At 73.6% G+C, this 18612-nt stretch carries 14 protein-coding genes; 8 read left to right on the top strand and 6 right to left on the bottom strand.

What is annotated here, in order from left to right:
• Positions 1-22 precede the first annotated feature (22 nt).
• Positions 23-1048, top strand: coding sequence for an endonuclease/exonuclease/phosphatase family protein (locus tag A2U95_RS29385; RefSeq protein ID WP_166028600.1), 1026 nt, complete (start codon positions 23-25; stop codon positions 1046-1048).
• 24 nt (positions 1049-1072) lie between these two features.
• Here A2U95_RS29385 and A2U95_RS29380 read toward each other — a convergent pair whose 3' ends face one another.
• Positions 1073-3142, bottom strand: a complete 2070-nt coding sequence (locus A2U95_RS29380) for a PhoX family protein (RefSeq protein WP_166028598.1) — start codon at positions 3140-3142, stop codon at positions 1073-1075.
• Positions 3143-3423: 281 nt separating this feature from the next.
• Between A2U95_RS29380 and A2U95_RS29375 the strand changes: the two genes are divergently transcribed.
• From A2U95_RS29375 to A2U95_RS29350, 6 genes are all read left to right on the top strand, one after another.
• Positions 3424-5475 (top strand): VWA domain-containing protein, encoded by a 2052-nt coding sequence (locus tag A2U95_RS29375; RefSeq protein WP_166028596.1) that lies wholly within the window; start codon positions 3424-3426, stop codon positions 5473-5475.
• 129 nt (positions 5476-5604) lie between these two features.
• Positions 5605-7314 carry a methionine--tRNA ligase gene (gene metG, locus A2U95_RS29370; protein ID WP_166028594.1) on the top strand — a complete coding sequence of 570 codons (1710 nt, stop codon included), beginning with the start codon at positions 5605-5607 and terminating at the stop codon, positions 7312-7314.
• 134 nt (positions 7315-7448) lie between these two features.
• On the top strand, positions 7449-7814 hold the full coding sequence (locus A2U95_RS29365) for a PH domain-containing protein (protein ID WP_166028592.1): 366 nt from the start codon (positions 7449-7451) through the stop codon (positions 7812-7814).
• 110 nt (positions 7815-7924) lie between these two features.
• The gene (locus A2U95_RS29360; RefSeq protein WP_166028591.1) at positions 7925-8392 is read left to right on the top strand and encodes a hypothetical protein; all 468 of its coding nucleotides are present in this window, start codon (positions 7925-7927) and stop codon (positions 8390-8392) included.
• A 413-nt stretch (positions 8393-8805) separates the two neighbouring features.
• Complete coding sequence (locus tag A2U95_RS29355) at positions 8806-9681, top strand: helix-turn-helix domain-containing protein (RefSeq protein WP_166028589.1); 876 nt, start codon at positions 8806-8808, stop codon at positions 9679-9681.
• A gap of 190 nt (positions 9682-9871) precedes the next feature.
• Positions 9872-10714 carry a helix-turn-helix domain-containing protein gene (locus A2U95_RS29350; RefSeq protein WP_166028587.1) on the top strand — a complete coding sequence of 281 codons (843 nt, stop codon included), beginning with the start codon at positions 9872-9874 and terminating at the stop codon, positions 10712-10714.
• 12 nt (positions 10715-10726) lie between these two features.
• Here the strand turns inward: A2U95_RS29350 and A2U95_RS29345 are convergent, their stop codons facing one another.
• Positions 10727-11143, bottom strand: coding sequence for a hypothetical protein (locus A2U95_RS29345; protein WP_166028585.1), 417 nt, complete (start codon positions 11141-11143; stop codon positions 10727-10729).
• Positions 11144-11426: 283 nt separating this feature from the next.
• Positions 11427-13190: an aspartate--tRNA ligase gene (aspS, locus tag A2U95_RS29340; protein WP_166028583.1), complete on the bottom strand. Its 1764-nt coding sequence runs from the start codon at positions 13188-13190 to the stop codon at positions 11427-11429.
• A 321-nt stretch (positions 13191-13511) separates the two neighbouring features.
• Here aspS and A2U95_RS29335 point away from each other — a divergent pair, with 321 nt between their 5' ends.
• Positions 13512-15647: a SpoIIE family protein phosphatase gene (locus tag A2U95_RS29335; RefSeq protein ID WP_166028581.1), complete on the top strand. Its 2136-nt coding sequence runs from the start codon at positions 13512-13514 to the stop codon at positions 15645-15647.
• 43 nt (positions 15648-15690) lie between these two features.
• On the opposite strand, the gene A2U95_RS29330 is transcribed toward A2U95_RS29335, so the two are convergent.
• The 3 genes from A2U95_RS29330 to A2U95_RS29320 all read right to left on the bottom strand — a co-directional run bounded on the left by A2U95_RS29330 (position 15691) and on the right by A2U95_RS29320 (position 18383).
• Positions 15691-16668 (bottom strand): pirin family protein, encoded by a 978-nt coding sequence (locus tag A2U95_RS29330; RefSeq protein ID WP_166028653.1) that lies wholly within the window; start codon positions 16666-16668, stop codon positions 15691-15693.
• 172 nt (positions 16669-16840) lie between these two features.
• A complete protein-coding gene (locus A2U95_RS29325; protein ID WP_166028579.1) occupies positions 16841-17341 on the bottom strand; it encodes an SseB family protein in 501 nt (166 codons plus the stop codon).
• Positions 17342-17351: 10 nt separating this feature from the next.
• Positions 17352-18383, bottom strand: a complete 1032-nt coding sequence (locus A2U95_RS29320) for a hypothetical protein (protein ID WP_206283115.1) — start codon at positions 18381-18383, stop codon at positions 17352-17354.
• Positions 18384-18612: the final 229 nt, after the last annotated feature.

The following is an 18612-nucleotide window of genomic DNA, read 5'->3' as shown; positions in this document are numbered from 1 at the left end:
CTCCGTGCGGCACGATGAGGGCGTGGCCACCACCGAGCAGGACCAGGCGCCCGTCGCGGCGCCCCGGCGTCGCGGCGCCGCCCGCACCGTCGCCACCTGGGGCTCCGCCGCGCTCCTGACCGGCACCGGCGCGGTGACCGCCTTCCGCGTCGCCGACGCCGACGGCCCCACCCCGGTGCCCCAGCTGCTCGCCTTCCTGCCCTGGCTGCTGGTCCCGGCCGGACTGGGACTGCTCGGCGCGCTGACCGCCCGCCGCCCCGTCCTCGCGGCCTGGGGCGCGGGCCTGGCCGCGCTCCTCACCTGGTACACCGTCCCGCCCGGCGGGGACCGTCCCGCCGGGGGCCCTGAGGTCGCCGGGCTGCGCGTGCTGACCGCGAACCTGCAGTTCGGCCGGGCCGCCGACGCCCTGGTGGAGACGGTCCGCCGGGAGCGCCCGGACCTGGTCTTCGTCCAGGAGTGCGACCCGGCCTGCCTGGACGCGCTGACCTCCGCCCTCGCCGCCACCCACCCGCACCTGCGTGCGGTGCCGGGCGACGGCCCGGCCGGCTCGGCGATCGTCTCCCGGCTGCCGCTGGCCCCGGCCGACCCGGTGCCCGCCGGGATGGGCCAGCCCGGGGCCGTCGCCGAGGTGGACGGCCACCGGGTGCGCCTCCAGCTCGCCCACCCCGCGCCGCCCACGCCGGGCCGGCTCGGCGCGTGGCGGAAGGAACTGGAGGAGCTGCGCCGCTGGGCGCGGGCCCACCGCCCGGCCGGTGACCACGGGGCCGCCGGTGAGGGCACCCCCGTGATCCTGGCCGGCGACTTCAACGCCTCCCGCGACCACGCCGCCTTCCGCCGCCTGCTGGACGACGGGCGGCTGGCCGACGCGGCCGCCCTGGCCGGAGCCGCCCGGACGGCCAGCTGGCCGGTGACCGGCAGGCCGGTGCCGGGGGTGCAGATCGACCACGTGCTGGTCTCGCCCCGCTTCACCGCCCGCGACGCGCGGTTCCTCACGATGGAGGGCTCGGACCACCGGGCCGTGCTGGTGACCCTCGCCCTCCACCGCTGAACCCTCCCGGTCCGGCGGGGGCCGTCAGACCCCGATGTCGCCGCCGTCCTGACGCCACACCGCGACCACGGCCGGCCGGACGTAGGTGCCCGGACCGTCGGGCCACTGGGAGGCGGGCTCGGCCACGCTCGCCCCGTCGACCTCGCCCGGGTGCTGCACGGCCACCAGGACCCGGCGGTCCTGGATGACCGGACCGCAGGTCTCCGCGCCCTTCGGCACCGTCAGGAACTGCTTCAGCTCACCGCGCCGCTCGCCCGTCACCGCGACGCCGAACAGGCCGTCGTGATTGCCCAGCGCGTTGCCGTCGGTGGAGATCCACAGGTTGCCGTGCGGGTCGAAGGCCACGTTGTCCGGGCAGGAGATGGGGCTGACCTTCTCCTTGGGGAAGCCGGCGAAGTAGGTGGCCGGGTCGTTCGGGTCGCCCGCGACCAGGAACAGCGACCAGGCGAAGGTCAGGGCATCGGGCCTGGAGTGCTTCTCGGTGAGCTCCAGGACCTGGCCGTGCTTGTTCTGGTTGCGCGGGTTGGCCTCGTCCGCGGCCGGGTAGTTCGTCCTGCCGCGGTTGCTGTTGTTGGTCAGGGCGACGTACACCTTGCCGGTGCGGGGGTTCGGCTCGACGTCCTCGGGGCGGTCCATCTTGGTCGCCTGGCGCTTGTCACCGGCCAGGCGCGTGAAGACGAAGACCTCCTCGGCCGTCATGCCCGGCACGTGCGAGACCGCGCCGTCGGCGGTGGCGGTGGCCAGCGGGATCCACTCGCCGCTGCCGTCGAACCCGCCGTCCGAGGGCAGCTTGCCGGTGCCGTCGATCTCGGCGGCGGGGGAGTCGCCGGTGAACCGGGCGACGTAGAGGGTGCCCTCGTCGAGCAGCGTGAGGTTGTGCTCCCGGGCCGCGCGGGAGTTGCCCCTCGCCATCCGCTTGGAGCCGACGAACTTGTAGACGTAGTCGAAGCGCTCGTCGTCGCCGGAGTAGATGACCGGACGGCCGTCGGCGGTGAGGCTGACGGTCGCGGCCTCGTGCTTGAAGCGTCCCAGCGCGGTGCGCTTGCGCGGGGTGGAGTCCGGGTCGGACGGGTCGAACTCGACGACCCAGCCGAAGCGGTGCACCTCGTTCGGCTCCTGGGCGATGTCGAAGCGCTTGTCGAAACGCTCCCACTTGCGCTCGGTGGCGCCGGTGCCGATGCCGTAGCGGGTGTCGGTGGTGCGGCTGCCGTTGGCGAAGTACTGGTTGAAGTTCTCCTCGCCGTGCAGCGTGGTGCCCCACGGGGTGACGCCGCCCGCGCAGTTGTTGAGCGTGCCGAGCACCTTGGTGCCGGTCGGGTCGGCGGAGGTCTTCAGCAGGTCGGAGCCGGCCGCGGGGCCGGTGAGGCGGAACTCGGTGGTCGCGGTGACCCGGCGGTTGAGGCGGTGGCGGCGGACGGGGCGCAGCGCGCCGGTCCGGCGGTCCTCCTCGACCACGACCGCGGACAGGCCGTGCGCCGCCCAGGCGATCTCGACCTGCTCGCGGGTCGGGGCGGCCGCGTCGTAGTCGCGGAACATCAGGAGCTCGTCGGTGTACTCGTGGTTGGCGACGAGGATCTGGCGGTGCGGCTCGCCCTTCAGCGGCAGCAGCGCCAGGAAGTCGTTGTTGTAGCCGAACTGACCGGCCTGGGCGGCGGCGGTCTGGTTCTCCGGGTCGAACTCCGGGGCGCCGCGCAGGATCGGTTCGCCCCAGCGGATCACCACGTTCTGCCCGTAGCCGGCCGGCACGGTGACCTGGTCGGCGGTGTTGGGCGCGACCGGCGTGAAGCGCAGGCCGCGGGCGCCCCCCGGCTTCGCGGGACGTCCGTGGCGGGCCTCGGCGGCCTGGGCGGGCCGCGCGCCGCCGACCGCCGTGGCCGAGCCGGCCGCGGTGGCGACCGTCACCACCGCGGCGGCGCGCATCACCGAACGGCGGCTGACGGCACCGGCCACGATGTCGCCGATGTACTCGTTGTCGCTGGTGTTCGGCGCCTCGTGGAAGCAGGCGTCGCCGCAGCGGAAACGACAGGTCAGCGCGGACCGGCCGCCGGGGTGCGCTTGGGACGGTGTTCCGATGAGCGGCAGCAGTTTGCGCACGTTCGATTCTCCCCTTGTGCCCTAGGTGTGGGCGTGACGCTAGGGAGGAAGACGTGCGGGAACGGATCGTCCGCGTGAATGCGGGGTGAACCGGGAGCAGCGAAACGGCTTTCAAACCCGCGCGCGGCACGGGTGCACCCGAGAGGATGCATCCGGTCGGGTGCGGCCACGGGCCCGGGGCGTGCGCCCCTTACCTGGCGGCCCTGAGGGGGCCGCTAACCTTACGTGTCCGTCCAGGCCAGGGTTCGACGGGCTTCAGCTCCTCCGAAGGGTAGCGACACATGGGCATCTTCTCTCTCCTGCGGAACGCGTTCGGAAAGGCGCGCAAGGAACGTGCCGCCGATCCGGAGCCCACGGTCCCGCCCCAGGGCGGCGCGCCGGACGAGACCTCCGCCAAGGTGCCGGCGCAGGCCTCCGCCCCGGACTCCGCCGACGCCCCTGCTCCTTCCTCCGCCGGGGTTCCCCAGCAGCCGACCGGCGAGACGGAGCACGAACTGGTGGCCGCCGCGTTCGACGGCGTCGCCGTCCCGCGCCCCGCCGCGCCGGGGGACGACGCCCCGGCGGCCACGGAGCCGGCCCCGGCCGCCGCGGACGAGGCGCGGGCCGACGCCGCCCCGGAGACGGTGGCGGACCCGGAGGAGGTGGCCGAGGCGGAGGCCAAGGTCGCGGAGAGGATCGAGGAGGCGAAGTCCACCGGGTCCGCGGACGAGCCGGAGCCCGCCGCGGTGGACGCCGGCGACGAGCGCGCCGCCTCCCGGACCAGAGACGCCGCCGCCGACGACGCGGTCGCCGAACCGCAGGCGGAGCCGGAGCCCGCCGCCGAGCCCGAGCCCGCCGCCGAGGCGGAGCCGGCGGCCGAGGAGAAGTCGGCCGAGGAGCCCGCCGCCGAGGCTGAGCCTGTCGAGGAAGCCGCTGCTCAGGAGGAGCCCGCGGCTGAGGCGGAGCCGTCCGAGGAGTCTGCTGCCGAGGCAGAGTCGGTGAAGGAAGCCGCTGCCGAGGCAGAGCCGGCCGAGGAAACCGCTGCTCAGGACGAGCCCGCCGATGAGGCTGAGCCGGTGGCGGAAGCCGCCGCTGAGGCCGAGCCGACTGGGAAGGCCGCCGCCCAGGATGAGGCTGAGCCGGCCGAGGAGTCTGCTGCCGAGGCGGAGCCCGCCGCCGAGGCGGAGCCGGCGGCCGAGGAGAAGTCGGCCGAGGAGCCCGCTGCCGAGGCTGAGCCTGTCGAGGAAGCCGCTGCTCAGGAAGAGACCGCCGCCGAGGCGGAGCCGGCGGCTGAGGCAGAGTCGGCCGAGGAAACCGCTGCTCAGGATGAGCCTGAGGCTGAGGCTGAGCCGGCCGAGGAGCCTGCTGTCGAGGCAGAGCCGGTGAAGGAAGCTGCTGCCGAGGCTGAGCCTGTCGAGGAAGCCGCTGCTCAGGAAGAGACCGCCGCCGAGGCGGAGCCGGCGGCCGAGGCTGAGCCGGCCGAGGAAACCGCTGCTCAGGATGAGCCTGCGGCTGAGGCCGAGCCCGCTGCCGAGGCGGAGCCGGTGGAGGAGCCCGCTGCCGAGGCCGAGCCGGTTGAGGAAGCCGCTGCCGAGGAGGAGCCGGCGGCCGAGGCCGAGCAGGCCGATGAGCCCGCGGCGGAGGAGGAGCCCGCGGAGGAGGGTGACGGTGACGTGAAGGCCGCGCCCGTCGCCGTGCCCGCCCCGCTCGTCCCCGCCCACGCCGCCGCGACCGCCGCCCTGGAGGCGCGCGGGCTCGCGGGGGCGAAGGCCCGCGTGTACCTCGTCCTCGACCGGTCCGCGTCGATGCGGCCCTACTACAAGGACGGCTCCGCCCAGGCGCTCGGTGAGCAGGCCCTCGCCCTGGCCGTGCACCTGTCGCCGGAGAGCGCGGAGAGGACCGCGCTCCCCGTCGTCTTCTTCTCCACCGAGATCGACGGGACCGGTGAGCTGACCCTCGCCGAGTTCGAGAACAAGGTCGACGACCTGCACGCCGGCCTCGGCCGGATGGGCCGCACCAGCTACCACGCCGCCGTCGCCGAGGTCCTCCGTCTCCACGACGCCTCGCAGGACCCGAAGGCCCCCGCCCTGGTGATCTTCCAGACGGACGGCGCGCCCGACGCCAAGACCCCGGCCACCCAGGCGTTCACCGACGCCGAGGCCTCGCACCCCGGCGTGTTCTTCTCCCTGGTGGCGTTCGGCGAGCACGACAACAAGGCGTTCGACTACGCCCGCAAGCTGAAGACCGGCAACACCGCGTTCTTCCACGCCGGCCCGACCCCGCTGGAGCTCACCGACCGCGAGCTCTACGACGGCGTCCTGGCCGCCTGGCAGCCGGGGGCCCGGCAGGCCTGAGCCGGCCGGAACGACACGGCAGGAACAACGGTGCCGCCCCCTCCCCCCAAGCAAAACGGGAGGCGGGCGGCACCCCCGCGTCGGCTACGATTTCACGGTTCGAAGACATTGCGACCTGGGAGCAGCCCCGTGGCTCGACACCTCATCACCAGCGCCCTTCCGTACATCAACGGGATCAAGCACCTGGGCAACATGGTGGGGTCCATGCTCCCGGCCGACGTGTACTCCCGTTACCTGCGCCAGCGCGGTCACGACGTCCTGTACATCTGCGCCACCGACGAGCACGGCACCCCCGCGGAGCTCGCCGCGAAGGAGAAGGGCCTCCCGGTCGCCGAGTTCTGCGCGCAGGCGCACGACGCCCAGAAGGCGGTCTACGACGGCTTCGCCCTCGCCTTCGACCACTTCGGCCGCAGCTCCTCGCAGGAGAACGTCGAGATCACCCAGCACTTCGCCCGGAAGCTGAACGAGAACGGCTTCATCGAGGAGCGGGCGATCCGCCAGGTCTACTCCCCGACCGACGGCCGGTTCCTCCCGGACCGCTACGTCGAGGGCACCTGCCCGCACTGCGGCTACGACAAGGCCCGCGGCGACCAGTGCGAGAACTGCACCCGCGTCCTGGACCCGACCGACCTGGTGAACCCGCGCTCGGCGATCTCCGGCTCCACCGACCTGGAGGTCCGCGAGACCAAGCACCTCTTCCTGCTGCAGTCCAAGCTCCAGCACGAGGTCGAGCAGTGGGTGGCGGCCCACGAGGAGCAGTGGCCGCACCTGTCGTCCTCCATCGCCCGCAAGTGGCTGACCGAGGGCCTGCACGACCGCGCGATCACCCGCGACCTGGACTGGGGCGTCCCGGTGCCCGCCGACACCTGGCCGGAGCTGGCCGCCGAGGGCAAGGTCTTCTACGTCTGGTTCGACGCCCCGGTCGAGTACCTGGGCGCCACCAAGGAGTGGGCGGACGTCGACCCGTCGGACCGGGACTGGAAGTCCTGGTGGTACGAGGCCGACGAGACGGTCCGCTACACCCAGTTCATGGCCAAGGACAACGTCCCCTTCCACACGGTGATGTTCCCGGCCACCCAGCTGGGCGTGCGCGAGCCGTGGAAGAAGGTCGACGTCGTCAAGGCGTTCAACTGGCTGACGTACTACGGCGGCAAGTTCTCCACCTCGCAGAGGCGCGGCGTCTTCACCGACCAGGCGCTGGAGATCCTGCCGGCCGACTACTGGCGCTACTTCCTGATCGCCAACGCCCCGGAGTCCGACGACTCGTCGTTCACCTGGGAGCACTTCACGGCCACGGTCAACAAGGACCTGGCGGACACCCTCGGCAACTTCGTCAACCGGGTGCTGTCCTTCTCGAAGAAGCGCTTCGGCGAGGAGGTCCCGGCGGGCGGCGAGGCGGGCGAGGCCGAGGCGAGGCTGGGCGAGCAGATCGCCGCGCTGCTGGCCGAGTACGAGACCCAGATGGAGGCCCTCCAGTTCCGCAAGGCCGCGGCCGCGCTGCGCGCGCTGTGGTCGGCGGGCAACTCCTACCTGGAGGAGAAGGCCCCCTGGCTGGAGATCAAGACCGACAAGGACGGCGCCGCGCTCACCCTGCGCACGGCGATGAACCTGATCCACCTGTACGCGATCGTCTCCGAGCCGTTCATCCCGGCCAGCTCCCGGGCGATGCGCGAGGCGTTCCGGCTCGACGGCGACACCGCCGCGTGGGTGTCGGCCGAGGAGGCCCGCGCGCTGGCCTTCCTGCCCGTGGGCACGCCGTTCACCGTCCCGCCGGTGCTCTTCGCGAAGCTGACCGAGGACGACCTGGAGGCCTACAAGGAGCGCTTCGGCGGCGAGTGACCCCCCCCTCCGCCGGCAGTGACGCCCGGCGCGGCCGCGGCCCGGGAACGCAACCGTTCCCGGGCCGCGCGCGTCTCACCGGACACACCGGTCGCGCCTCTGACCGGTGGAAACACCACACGTGGGGGGACCACATGGCACTCTTCGGCAACGCGCACCCGATCGACCCGGCCCAGGCGAGCCAGGACTACGCCCGCCTCCTCGGCCAGGGCGAGCAGGTGCGGGCCGCCTACCTGCTGATCCGCGACGTCATCATGCTGACGGACCGCCGTCTGATCCTGGTCGACAAGCAGGGCATCACCGGCAAGAAGACCGAGTACCACTCGATCCCGTACCGCTCCATCACCCACTTCGCGGTGGAGACGGCCGGCACCTTCGACCTGGACGCCGAGCTGAAGATCTGGGTGTCCGGCTCCCCGATGCCGATCCAGAAGACCTTCACCAAGGGCGTCGACATCTACGAGGTGCAGGCGATCCTCACCCAGTACGTCGCCCACTGACCCCGGCCACCGGGCGGAACCCCGGCCACCGGGCGGAGAAATCGCGTCATGCCGGACGTAGTGACCGCCCGGCTTCGCAACTCCGTCCGGTGGGCCTAGGGTTGCCGCTCATGGCAATCCCCCAGGTCATCCCGATCGCCCATGAGCCGGACGGCCGTACGGCCACCATCGGCCGCTACGCCGACGGCCAGTTCCTGGCATCGGTGACGTACGCCTACCCCGTCGGGTACCGCCCCGACGACGGGTGGGAGCAGCGGCGGCGGCTCTACGCCGTCCTGCACACCTTCGACGCGGACGGCGTCCACCGCGACACCGAGGTCTGGTTCGGCGGCACCTGGGCCGACCAGCGGCGCGACCCGGCGGTCCTCGGCCAGGCCGAGGCCCACCTGACCAAGCTCCTGGAGACCCTCCCGTCGCGCTGTTACGGCGACATCGCGGTCCGTCCCTTCCGCCGCACCGTCGACGGCGTCCTCTTCGGCCTCCTCGTCGAGTCCGAGGACGAGGGCGACGAGTGGACCGAACTCCATCCCGACCGTCTCGGCTTCGGGCCCCCGTGGGACGGCGGGTACGAGGCCTGACGGCCGCGGCGGAGGGCGACGGGTCCGCGGCCGGGGCCTGCGGCTGGGCAGGCGCGGGAGAGACGGCCGGAGGGGCCCTGGGCCGGGGTGATCCGGCCGCGCAAGGGGAAGGGGGCGGAATCGAACTGGATTTCCCCCGCCGGAAGTCACCGGAACCTGGAACCTCGATCCCCGGTGGCCCCTGCGCTCCCCCTGTACCTACCCACCGGGGAGAAAGCACCCAGCCAAACCCCTCCCCTCCCTCCCGCGGCGGCCGCTCACTCGGCCGGGTGAATATGCCCGGCTGGGCTGGATTTGGGCCCGGTCGCCTGCCTTACGCTCAGCGCAACACAACCGCAGACATGTGAAAGGCCCCCGCCGGGACTGGCATCCCGTCGCGAGGGCCCGACCACCAGGAAGTCAGGACCTTCCCGATGGATACCCGAAACCCTAGCGCGCCCTCGCGCGCCCAGGCCCGTAACCGCGGGGAAAACCACCCCGCCGGGCGGCCTTTCGCCGGCGTCGTGCACGAGCACGTCCGTCACACCGAGAACTTCACCGTGATCGGCAACGACCTGGCCCAGCACCGGGAGTTGTCCCTGCTGGCCATCGGACTCGGCTGCTACATCCAGTCGGTCCGCCCGGGGACCGCCGTCGACATCAAGACGCTCGCCGCCCGCTTCCCCGAGGGCCCCACCCGCATCGCCGCCGCCCTGCGGGAGCTCGAAACGCACGGCTACCTGCGCCGCACCCACGAGCGGACCGCGACCGGCCGGATCGTCACGCGCACGGTCTCCTGCAACAAGCCCGGCCACCGCGCCGCCGCGCGGGAGACGGCCGCCCGCCGGTCCGCACGGCGCACGGGCCCCGACGAGCCGCCGGCGCAACGGCGCAAGAGCCTCCCCGCCGTACCCCGGCCCTCGTTCCCCGCCCCGGACCTCCTGCGGACAGCCGTCGAGGTCCTGGCCGGCCTGCGCCGCCACGACCCGCGCCTCCTCCTGTCGGCCACCGACGCCGAACACCTCGCACCGGTTGTCGCCGCCTGGCTGGAACGCGACGTCGCCCCCGGCGCCGTCCGCCGTGCGCTGACCGAGAACCTGCCGGACGAGCCCCTGATCCGTCCGGCGGCCCTCCTCGCCCACCGCCTGGCCGCACAGCTCCCGCCCCTGCCGCCCGTCCGGCCCCCGGCCGCGCCGGCACCGGACCCCAGGCACCCCCTCCAGACCTGCGACCACTGCGACCGCGCCTTCCGCGCTCCGGAGCCCGGCCGCTGCCGCGACTGCCGCGCCGAGCACGGGGAGGCCGCGTGAGCGCGCGGACCCTCCGCCCGCCCGCGGCGGACACCCCGGCAGCCGTACGCCACGGACTCCACCCACGCGGGCGGTGCCGGGGGCCGCGCGGCGCGTCCGTCCGGGACGTGCCCGGCGGCCGGGCGCCGTGGCGGTCCGGCCGGCGCCGCGCCCTTCCTCCCGCGCGGCGGGGCCGCGATACGGTCGTCACATGACGACTGCCTCCCTCGACACGGGCGTGGGACCTCTGTTGCGCGGCTGGCGCGAGCGGCGTCGGCTCAGCCAGCTGGAGTTGGCGCTGCGCGCCGACTCCTCGGCCCGTCACATCAGCTTCATCGAGACCGGGCGCTCCCGCCCGAGCGAACCGATGATCCTCAAGCTCGCCGAGCACCTGGAGATACCCGTACGGGACCGCAACGCGCTGCTCCTGGCGGCCGGTTACGCGCCGCACTACTCGGAGACGTCCCTGGGGGACCCGGCGATGGGGGCGCTGCGGGAGGGCATCGAGCGGCTGCTGCGCGGCTACGAGCCCTATCCGGCGGTCGTCGTCGACGGCTGTTACAACGTGCTGGCCGCCAACGAGGGAATCCTGATGCTGCTGGAGGGCCTGCCGGAGCATCTGCTCACGCCCCCGCTGAACGCCATGCGGCTCACCCTGCACCCGCAGGGCATGGCTCCCAGGATCCGGAACCTGGCGGAGTGGCGCGGGCACCTGCTGGTCCAGATGGAACGCCAGATCGCGCACCTGCGCTCGGAATCCCTCCGCGCCCTGTACGAGGAGGTGGCCGCCTATCCGGTGGCCTCGGCGGTCCCGGAGGACCGGGCGGCCCCGGCGGCCGGGAACGGCGCCGGGCGGCCGCCGGAGGACGGACCGGACCACCCGTACTTCGCGCTGCCCCTGCAGATCGAGCACGACGGGCGGGTGCTGTCCTTCGTCTCCTCCATCAGCACCTTCAACACGCCGATGGACGTGACCGTCTCCGAGCTGGCCATCGAGACGTTCCTCCCGGCCGACGCGGAGACGGTCGCCTACCTGGGCCGCCGCGGTCGCTGACGGCGCGGCCCCTCAGTCCTCGGCGGCGCGCAGCGCCATGTGCTGGAGCGCGGCGAACCCGGCGACGGTGAGGGCCTGTGCCGGGATCCACACGGCCCCGGCGGCGGTGGCGTCGAACCAGGCGAACAGCGCGACGAGGCTCGCCACCGCCCAGACGAGGTTGGCCTCGACGACCCCCTTCACGGCGAGGACCGGGGGCAGCCTCCGGGTCCCCAGGAAGCCCACTCCGGCTCCGAACAGCACCAGGAACGCCCCGAGCCCGAGCAGCAGCCCGGAGTCGACCCCGAGCAGCCTCCCGAGGGGGCCGGACGCGGCGAGGTAGGCCACGCCGTTGGCGGTGGTGACGACGGCGTCGAGGGCGAGGAAGCGGCGCAGCAGGGTGACGGGCTCGTTGCTGCGGCCGAGGGTGGTGATGAAGGTCGCGGACATGGCTGATCGTCCTCCGGCGTGGTGGTGTGCGCGCTGAAGTGCGCTGGTCGGGGTGCGGGTCCCGGCCGGCGTGCGCCGGTCGGGGCCTGACACCACCACCGTGCCAGGAGGCGCGGAACGGGTCGATTACCCCTCAGGTAATCGGCTCTCCGCGCGCCGGCGGACGGCCCGGAGGGAGGGGGGACGAGGGCGCCGTCGCACCGCGCCCGGACGGAAACGAGGGGGGCCCGGCACCGGAGATGGTCTCCGGTGCCGGGCCCCCGTGCCGTGGGCGCCGCAGCGGCTACTTCGGCTGCGGCTTGCGCACCGAGATGTGCAGCTCGCGCAGGCGGGCCTCGTCCAGCTCGGTGGGCGCGCCCATCATCAGGTCCTGGGCGTTGCCGTTGAGCGGGAAGGCGATGGTCTCGCGGATGTTGGGCTCGTCGGCCAGCAGCATCACGATGCGGTCCACGCCCGGGGCGATGCCACCGTGCGGCGGGGCGCCGAAGCGCAGCGCGCGCAGCATGCCGGCGAACTCGCGCTCGACCGTCTCGGCGTCGTAGCCGGCGATCTCGAACGCCTTCAGCATGATCTCGGGCTCGTGGTTGCGGATCGCGCCGGAGGACAGCTCCACGCCGTTGCAGACGATGTCGTACTGCCAGGCCAGGATGTCCAGCGGGTCCTGCTTCTCCAGCGCGTCCATGCCGCCCTGCGGCATGGAGAACGGGTTGTGGGAGAAGTCGATCCGGCCGGTCTCCTCGTCCTTCTCGTACATCGGGAAGTCGACGATCCAGCAGAACCGGAAGACGCCCTCCTCGAAGTGGCCGGCCCGCTTGGCGGCCTCGACGCGGACCGCGCCCATGATCTTGGAGACCTCGTCGAAGTCGCCGGCGCCGAAGAAGACGGCGTGGCCGGCGGCCAGGCCGAGGCGCTTGGTCAGCTCGGCGACGTTCTCCTCGGTGAGGAACTTGGCGATCGGGCCGGTCAGCGAGCCGTCCTCGGCGACGCGGACCCAGGCCAGGCCCTGCGCGCCCAGCTCGACGGCGAACTGGCCGAGCTGGTCGAAGAACTTGCGCGGCTGGGCGGCGACGTCCGGCACCGGCAGGGCGCGGACGTGCTTGCCGGCGAACGCCTTGAACGCGGAGCCCTCGAAGACGTCGGTGATGTCGACGAGCTCCAGCTTGGCGCGCAGGTCCGGCTTGTCGGAGCCGTACTTGAGCATCGACTCGCGGAACGGGATCCGCGGGAACGGCGAGGTGACCTCACGGCCGTTGCCGAACTCGGTGAAGAGCTCGGTCATCAGCTTCTCGATCGGCTGGAAGACGTCCTCCTGCTCGACGAAGCTCATCTCGACGTCGAGCTGGTAGAACTCGCCCGGCGAGCGGTCGGCGCGGGCGTCCTCGTCGCGGAAGCAGGGCGCGATCTGGAAGTAGCGGTCGAAGCCGGAGATCATCAGCAGCTGCTTGAACTGCTGCGGCGCCTGCGGCAGCGCGTAGAACCGGCCCGGGTTCAGGCGCGACGGCACGACGAAGTCGCGGGCGCCCTCGGGGGAGGTGGCGGTGAGGATCGGCGTCGCCATCTCGTTGAAGCCGAGCGCGGTCATCTTGTGCCGGATGGCGGAGATGACGGCCGTGCGCAGCATGATGTTGCGGTGCATGCGCTCGCGGCGCAGGTCGAGGAAGCGGTACTCCAGGCGGCGCTCCTCGTTCACGCCGTCCTCGGCGTTGATGGTGAACGGCAGCGGGGCGGCCGCGCCGAGCAGCTCGACCTCGGACACCTCGACCTCGACCTCGCCGGTCGGCAGGTCGGCGTTCACGTTCTCCGCGCCGCGGGAGACGACCTTGCCGTCCACCCGGACGGTCGACTCCTTGGACATCTTGTCCAGGGCCTCGTACCCGGCGGTGCCGGGGCGGGCGACCAGCTGGGTGATGCCGTGGTGGTCGCGCAGATCGATGAAGAGGATGCCGCCCAGGTCGCGCCGATTGTGCAGCCAGCCGCTCAGCCGGACGTCGGTGCCGACGTCAGAGGCGCGGAGCTCGCCGCAGGTGTGGGACCTGTACCGATGCATCGTCGTTCATCCAGTCTTCGTGGAAGCGGGGTCTCCCGGCATGGCTCGGCCGGGCCTTCCCAGGGTACCGGTCGCGCTGTCACGGCTTCCCCTTGGTTTCCCGGGGCCCGGGAGGCCGCCGCCCGCCCCGTCCGGCCCCACGCCCGCCCGGAGGAACCGCCGGGGCCCGTCCGGGACACCGGCCCGGCCCGTTTCCCGCGAGCCGCGCCCGCCCTGCGCGGCCGCGGCCGCCCGAGGTCCACCCGGACGGCGTACGGCGCGCGCGGCGGACGCCTCCGCTTCGGATGGCAGCCTCGCGAACCGTCTTCCTACAGTGGAGCAATGCGCCACCACGATCCCCCGCCGGCCGAGAGGGTCCCGGAGGTCCTGTCGATTCTCTCGATCGGCCTCTGGCAGTGGGACACGGCCGACGACAGGGTCACCGTCGACGCCGAGGCCGCCCGCCAGCTGGGCTTCCCCGCCGAGCCGGTGGTGCTGCGGGAGGCCCAGATCCGCTCCCGGATCCATCCCGAGGACTGGAACGAGATGCTGGCCGTCGTCCAGCTGGCGCTGGCCGAGCACACGCTCGCCGAGGCGCGGATCCGGGTGATGGACGGCGGCAACCGGGTGCTGCGCACCCTGCGGTCGCGCTGCCGTCCGTCCTACAACGCGCGGCGGGGCTCCTACGAGGTCGTCGGCGTCCTCCAGGAGGTCGGCGACCCCGTGCCGGGGGCCGCCCGGCAGGGCCCCGTGATCGGCGACTGGCGGCGCAACCGCGAGGCGTTCCTGCTGGACGCGGGCCGGGCGCTGGCCGAGGCGGGCTCCACCCACGAGGTGCTGCGGGTCGCCGCGGGCCTGTCCATGCCGGGGTTCTCCCCCGACGGCCTGGCGGTCTTCGGCGTCGAGGGGAACCGGCTGAGGGTCGTCGGCCACCACGGGCAGCCCCAGCAGGACGCCTTTCCGTTCACCCAGATGTCGGTGGACACGGACTACCCCGCCGCGGAGGTGATCCGCACCGGCCGGGCCGTCTACATCCGCTCGCCCGAGGAGTACCGCTCCCGCTACCCCGGCGGCTGGCCGCTGGCCGCGCAGTTCCACCGGAAGTCCTGGGCGTTCCTGCCGCTGGTGGTGGGCGGCCGCACCCTGGGCGCCTGGATGGCGGGCTTCGCGCATCCGGTGAAGTTCACGCCCGACGAACGCTCCGTCCTCACCACGGTGGCCCGGATGCTGGCCCAGGCCCTGGCCCGGGCGGGCACCGCCGAGACCGAACGCGAGCTGACCCAGGGCCTCCAGGACTCGATGATGCCGCGCCTGGGGCCCAAGGTCCCGGGCATGGAGATCAGCGGCCGCTACGTGCCCACCGGCGGCGGCCTCCAGGTGGGCGGCGACTGGTTCGACATGATCCCGCTGCCCGGCGTCACCGCGGCCCCCGGCCAGGGGGGCCGGTTCGCCCTGGTCATCGGCGACGTCCAGGGACACGACGTGCAGGCGGCGGGCCTGATGGGGCATCTGCGCATCGCGCTGCGCGCCTACGCCTCCGAGGGGCACCCGCCGGACGCGGTGCTCTCCCGCGCCTCCCGGTTCCTGCACGGCATCAACGAATCCGAGAGGACGGACGACACCCGGTTCGCCACCTGCCTCTACGTGGAGGTCGACCCGGACAGCGGCGCGCTCACCATGGCCCGGGCCGGACACCTCGACCCGGTGATCCGGCTCACCGACGGCACCGTCCTGCTGCGGCCGACCGCGGGCGGGCTCCCGCTGGGCATCTGGCCGGACCCGGACTACCCCGTCACCGAGTTCGTGCTCGAGCCCGGCGAGACGCTGCTGCTGTGCACGGACGGGCTCGCCGAGACCGGGGGCCACGACCTGCTCAGCGGCTGGGAGCGCGTCCGCGACATCCTGGAGGGCTCCTCCGACGGCGACGACATGGAGGAGCTCGCCGACACGCTGGTCTCCAGCGTGCTGGGGCCCTCCTCGCACCACCACGCCGGGCCGTTGCCGGACCGCCGCGAGGACGACATCGCGTTCGTCCTGCTCCACCGGCCCACGGAGGAGTCGCGTGGGAAGGAGGGCGCGGCGTGGTGGCCGGTCCGCCAGATCGCGGCGACGATCGCCCAGGACGAGCCCGACCGCATCCGTGACGCCCGCGCGGAACTGCGGCAGCTGCTGCACGACTGGCGGGACCTCGACCAGGTCGACTCCGCGGTGCTGCTGACCTCCGAGATGCTCGCGAACGTCCTGATGCACACCGACGCCGACGCGACGCTGCTCGCCCGGATCAGCGGCGGGAAGGGGCCGCGCCGGCTCCGGGTGGAGGTCACCGACTCCGGTGAGTCGCTGCCGCACAAGCGGGACCCGGGGGAACTGGCCTCCTCGGGCCGCGGCCTGTTCCTCATCGAGCAGCTGGCCTCGACCTGGGGCGTCGATCCGCGCGGCGAGGGCAAGACCATCTGGTTCGAACTGGGCGAATCCTGATGCCGGACGGCCCCCGCGCGGGGCGGGGGCCGTCCCGCCGGGGTCAGGCCCCCGGGCCCTCCGCGGTCATCCCGTGCGCCGCCGGGATCCGCCCGAACCGGCCCTTCTGGAAGTCCTCGAAGGCCTGCGCCAGCTCCTCGCGGGTGTTCATCACGAACGGCCCGTACTGCTGCATCGGCTCCCGGATCGGCTCACCGCCGAGCAGCACGATCTCCAGGCCGGGGGTGTGCCCGTCCTGCCGCTCGTCGGCCCGGAAGGTCAGCGAGGAGCCCTTGCCGTACACGGCCGCCTGCCCCATGTGGACGGGCCGCCGCTCCGCGCCCACCGATCCGCGCCCGGCGAGCACGTAGGCGAGGGCGTTGAAGTCCTCCCGCCACGGCAGGGTGACCTCGGCGCCCGGCGCGACGGTCGCGTGGATCATCGTGATGGGGGTGTGGGTGATGCCCGGCCCCTGGTGGCCGTCGAGCTCACCGGCGATCACGCGGATCAGCGCGCCGCCGTCGGGGGAGGTCAGCAGCTTGACCGTGCCCCCGCGGATGTCCTGGTAGCGCGGGGCCATCATCTTGTCCTTGGCCGGCAGGTTGACCCACAGCTGGAGGCCGTGGAAGAGGCCGCCGGACATCACCAGCTGCTCCGGCGGCGCCTCGATGTGGAGCAGGCCGCTGCCGGCGGTCATCCACTGGGTGTCGCCGTTGGTGATCGAGCCGCCGCCGCCGTGGCTGTCCTGGTGGTCGAAGGCGCCGTCGATGATGTAGGTGACGGTCTCGAAGCCGCGGTGCGGGTGCCAGGGCGTGCCCTTCGGCTCGCCGGGCGCGTACTCCACCTCGCCCATCTGGTCCATCAGGATGAACGGGTCCAGGTGCCGGTGGGCGATCCCGGCGAAGGCCCTGCGCACGGGGAACCCCTCGCCCTCGAACCCGGTGGGCGCGGTGGTGACGGTGAGGACGGGGCGGGCGGCGGCCTCGGCCGGGGCGGTGACGCGCGGCAGGGCCAGGGTGTTCTCTACGGTCACGGCGGGCATGGCGGTGGGTACCTCCTGTGCGGCGGCCTCCTGGGTGGTGGCCTCCTCGGGCACCAGATTAGTTGATTGTTGAACTTTCTGCCAGGCGTGCGAAAGGCCCGGGGACGGGGACGTCCTCCGGGCCTGGGCGCGGGCGGCGGGAAGGGGCCGGACCAGCTGTCCGTGCGCCGCGTCAGCTGTACATGCGCCGCATCGCGTAGTCGACCATCTGCTCGACGGCCTGGGCGTCGAACACCATGCGGTGGTCGCCCTCCATGTCGAGCACGAAGCCGTATCCCGAGGGGAGCAGGTCCAGCACCTCGGAACCGGTGATCACGAAGTACTTGGACTCCTTGCCCGCGTACCGCCGCAGCTCCTTGAGCGAGGTGAACATCGGGATCACCGGCTGCTGGGTGTTGTGCAGCGCCAGGAAGCCGGGGTTGTCGCCGCGCGGGCAGTAGACCTTGGACGTCGCGAAGACCTGGTGGAAGTCCTCCGCCGTCAGGGTCCCGGTGGTGAAGGCGCGTACCGCGTCCACCAGGGTGGGGGGCGCCGGAGCGGACGGCTCGGGGTACAGCGGCTGCTGCTGCTGACCGTACCCGCCGTTCATGCCGCCCATCGGCTGCTGCTGGTGCTGCTGCGGCGGCGGGGCGTACTGCTGCTGGGCGCCGGCGTTCGGGTCGTAGCCGTACATGCCGCAAAGACTAGTCAACGACCCGCCGTGGAAGCGACGGGTTCGCCGGGCGGGCCCCGGACGGCGGGGGCGCGGTGGAGGCGGAGGGCGTGGTGGCGGAGGGCACGGGGGGAGGCGCGGCGGGGGACGCGGAGGGGGAGCCGGCCGGTGGGGCGGGTGCGCCGGTGGGCGGGGCGGGCCGGCGGGCGGTGAGGCGGGCGACGGTACGGCGGCGGGTGAGCCAGGTGACGGCGGCGACCAGGAGGCCGAGGGCGAACAGGCCCCAGGCGACGTGGCGCAGGGTGGTGGTGAGGGCGTCGTAGACGGCCGCCACGGCGGGGCGGGAGACGCCCGGGGGCAGGTCGGCGAGGACGGTCGCCCGCCCCACCAGCAGCGCGACGCCCAGCAGCGCGCCGCCGACGGCCGTGCCGAGGGCGGTCGCCGTGACCGCCCGGCGGCGGCGCACCGCGACGGCGATGCCGGCCCCCGCCAGCACCCCGGCCGACACCGGCAGCCACACCCCGGCGACCTCCAGCGTGCGGAACCCCACCCGCAGCGGCCGCAGTTCGTCCGGCTCCAGCACCGCCAGCCTGGCGTGCCGCACCGGGATGCTCCCGGCCAGCGGGACGTCCCCGTCGGCCAGCTCGTGCCGGACCTGGGCGGTGATCGGCGCGAGGTCCACGGTGACGGGGCCTTCGCGCCGCTCGCGCAGCGCCTTCAGCACGGCCTCGTGGGAGGCCCGGTTGCCGGCGTCCCAGACGGCACGGAACGTCTCGGTCCGCGTGAACGAGCGCACCGCGCTGTGCACGTACGGCGCGGCGGACGGCGGCAGGCCGCGCCGCTGCGCCAGCTCGTGCATGATGCCCGCGCCCACCGTGTCCGCCACCGCTCCGCGCACCGCGGGGTCGGAGGAGAGCGGCGCCATGGCGGTGACGTAGCGCCCGGTGTCGGCGATCCCGTACGCCGCCCAGGCGGCGAGCGCGCCGAACGGCAGCAGGAGGCACGCCGCGACGGTCAGGGCCGCCGACAGCACGTCGCGGAGACGGCTCGTGCGGGGAGTCACCCTCCCAGGGAACGCCGCCTCCCCGGCCGCGGCGAGCGACGCGCGTCCGGCCGGGTGAGGCGGCGTTGCCGCAGGACGGGCGTCAGCGCCGGCGGCCCGTCGAGCGGGCCGTCCTGATCGTCCGCACCAGGTGGCGTGCCCTGCCGCCGCGCCGCCGGCGCCGGAGGGTGCCGTGCCGCACCGGCGTGGCGGGAGCGGTGGGGGCGGCGGGCTCCGCGGTGGCGGCGCT

It is taken from the genome of Streptomyces chilikensis (genome assembly GCF_001642695.1).
GTDB classification, from domain to species: domain Bacteria; phylum Actinomycetota; class Actinomycetes; order Streptomycetales; family Streptomycetaceae; genus Streptomyces; species Streptomyces chilikensis.
Note: the sequence above shows the minus strand (reverse complement) of the source record. Positions and strands in the feature narration are given on the sequence as shown.

Coding starts and splice junctions, on each gene's coding strand:
- A2U95_RS29350 (WP_166028587.1), top strand. CDS start 9,872: ATGACGACTGCCTCCCTCGACACGGGCGTGGGACCTCTGTTGCGCGGC.
- A2U95_RS29355 (WP_166028589.1), top strand. CDS start 8,806: ATGGATACCCGAAACCCTAGCGCGCCCTCGCGCGCCCAGGCCCGTAAC.
- A2U95_RS29375 (WP_166028596.1), top strand. CDS start 3,424: ATGGGCATCTTCTCTCTCCTGCGGAACGCGTTCGGAAAGGCGCGCAAG.
- A2U95_RS29360 (WP_166028591.1), top strand. CDS start 7,925: ATGGCAATCCCCCAGGTCATCCCGATCGCCCATGAGCCGGACGGCCGT.
- A2U95_RS29335 (WP_166028581.1), top strand. CDS start 13,512: ATGCGCCACCACGATCCCCCGCCGGCCGAGAGGGTCCCGGAGGTCCTG.
- A2U95_RS29345 (WP_166028585.1), bottom strand. CDS start 11,143: ATGTCCGCGACCTTCATCACCACCCTCGGCCGCAGCAACGAGCCCGTC.
- A2U95_RS29325 (WP_166028579.1), bottom strand. CDS start 17,341: ATGTACGGCTACGACCCGAACGCCGGCGCCCAGCAGCAGTACGCCCCG.
- A2U95_RS29330 (WP_166028653.1), bottom strand. CDS start 16,668: ATGCCCGCCGTGACCGTAGAGAACACCCTGGCCCTGCCGCGCGTCACC.
- A2U95_RS29365 (WP_166028592.1), top strand. CDS start 7,449: ATGGCACTCTTCGGCAACGCGCACCCGATCGACCCGGCCCAGGCGAGC.
- aspS (WP_166028583.1), bottom strand. CDS start 13,190: ATGCATCGGTACAGGTCCCACACCTGCGGCGAGCTCCGCGCCTCTGAC.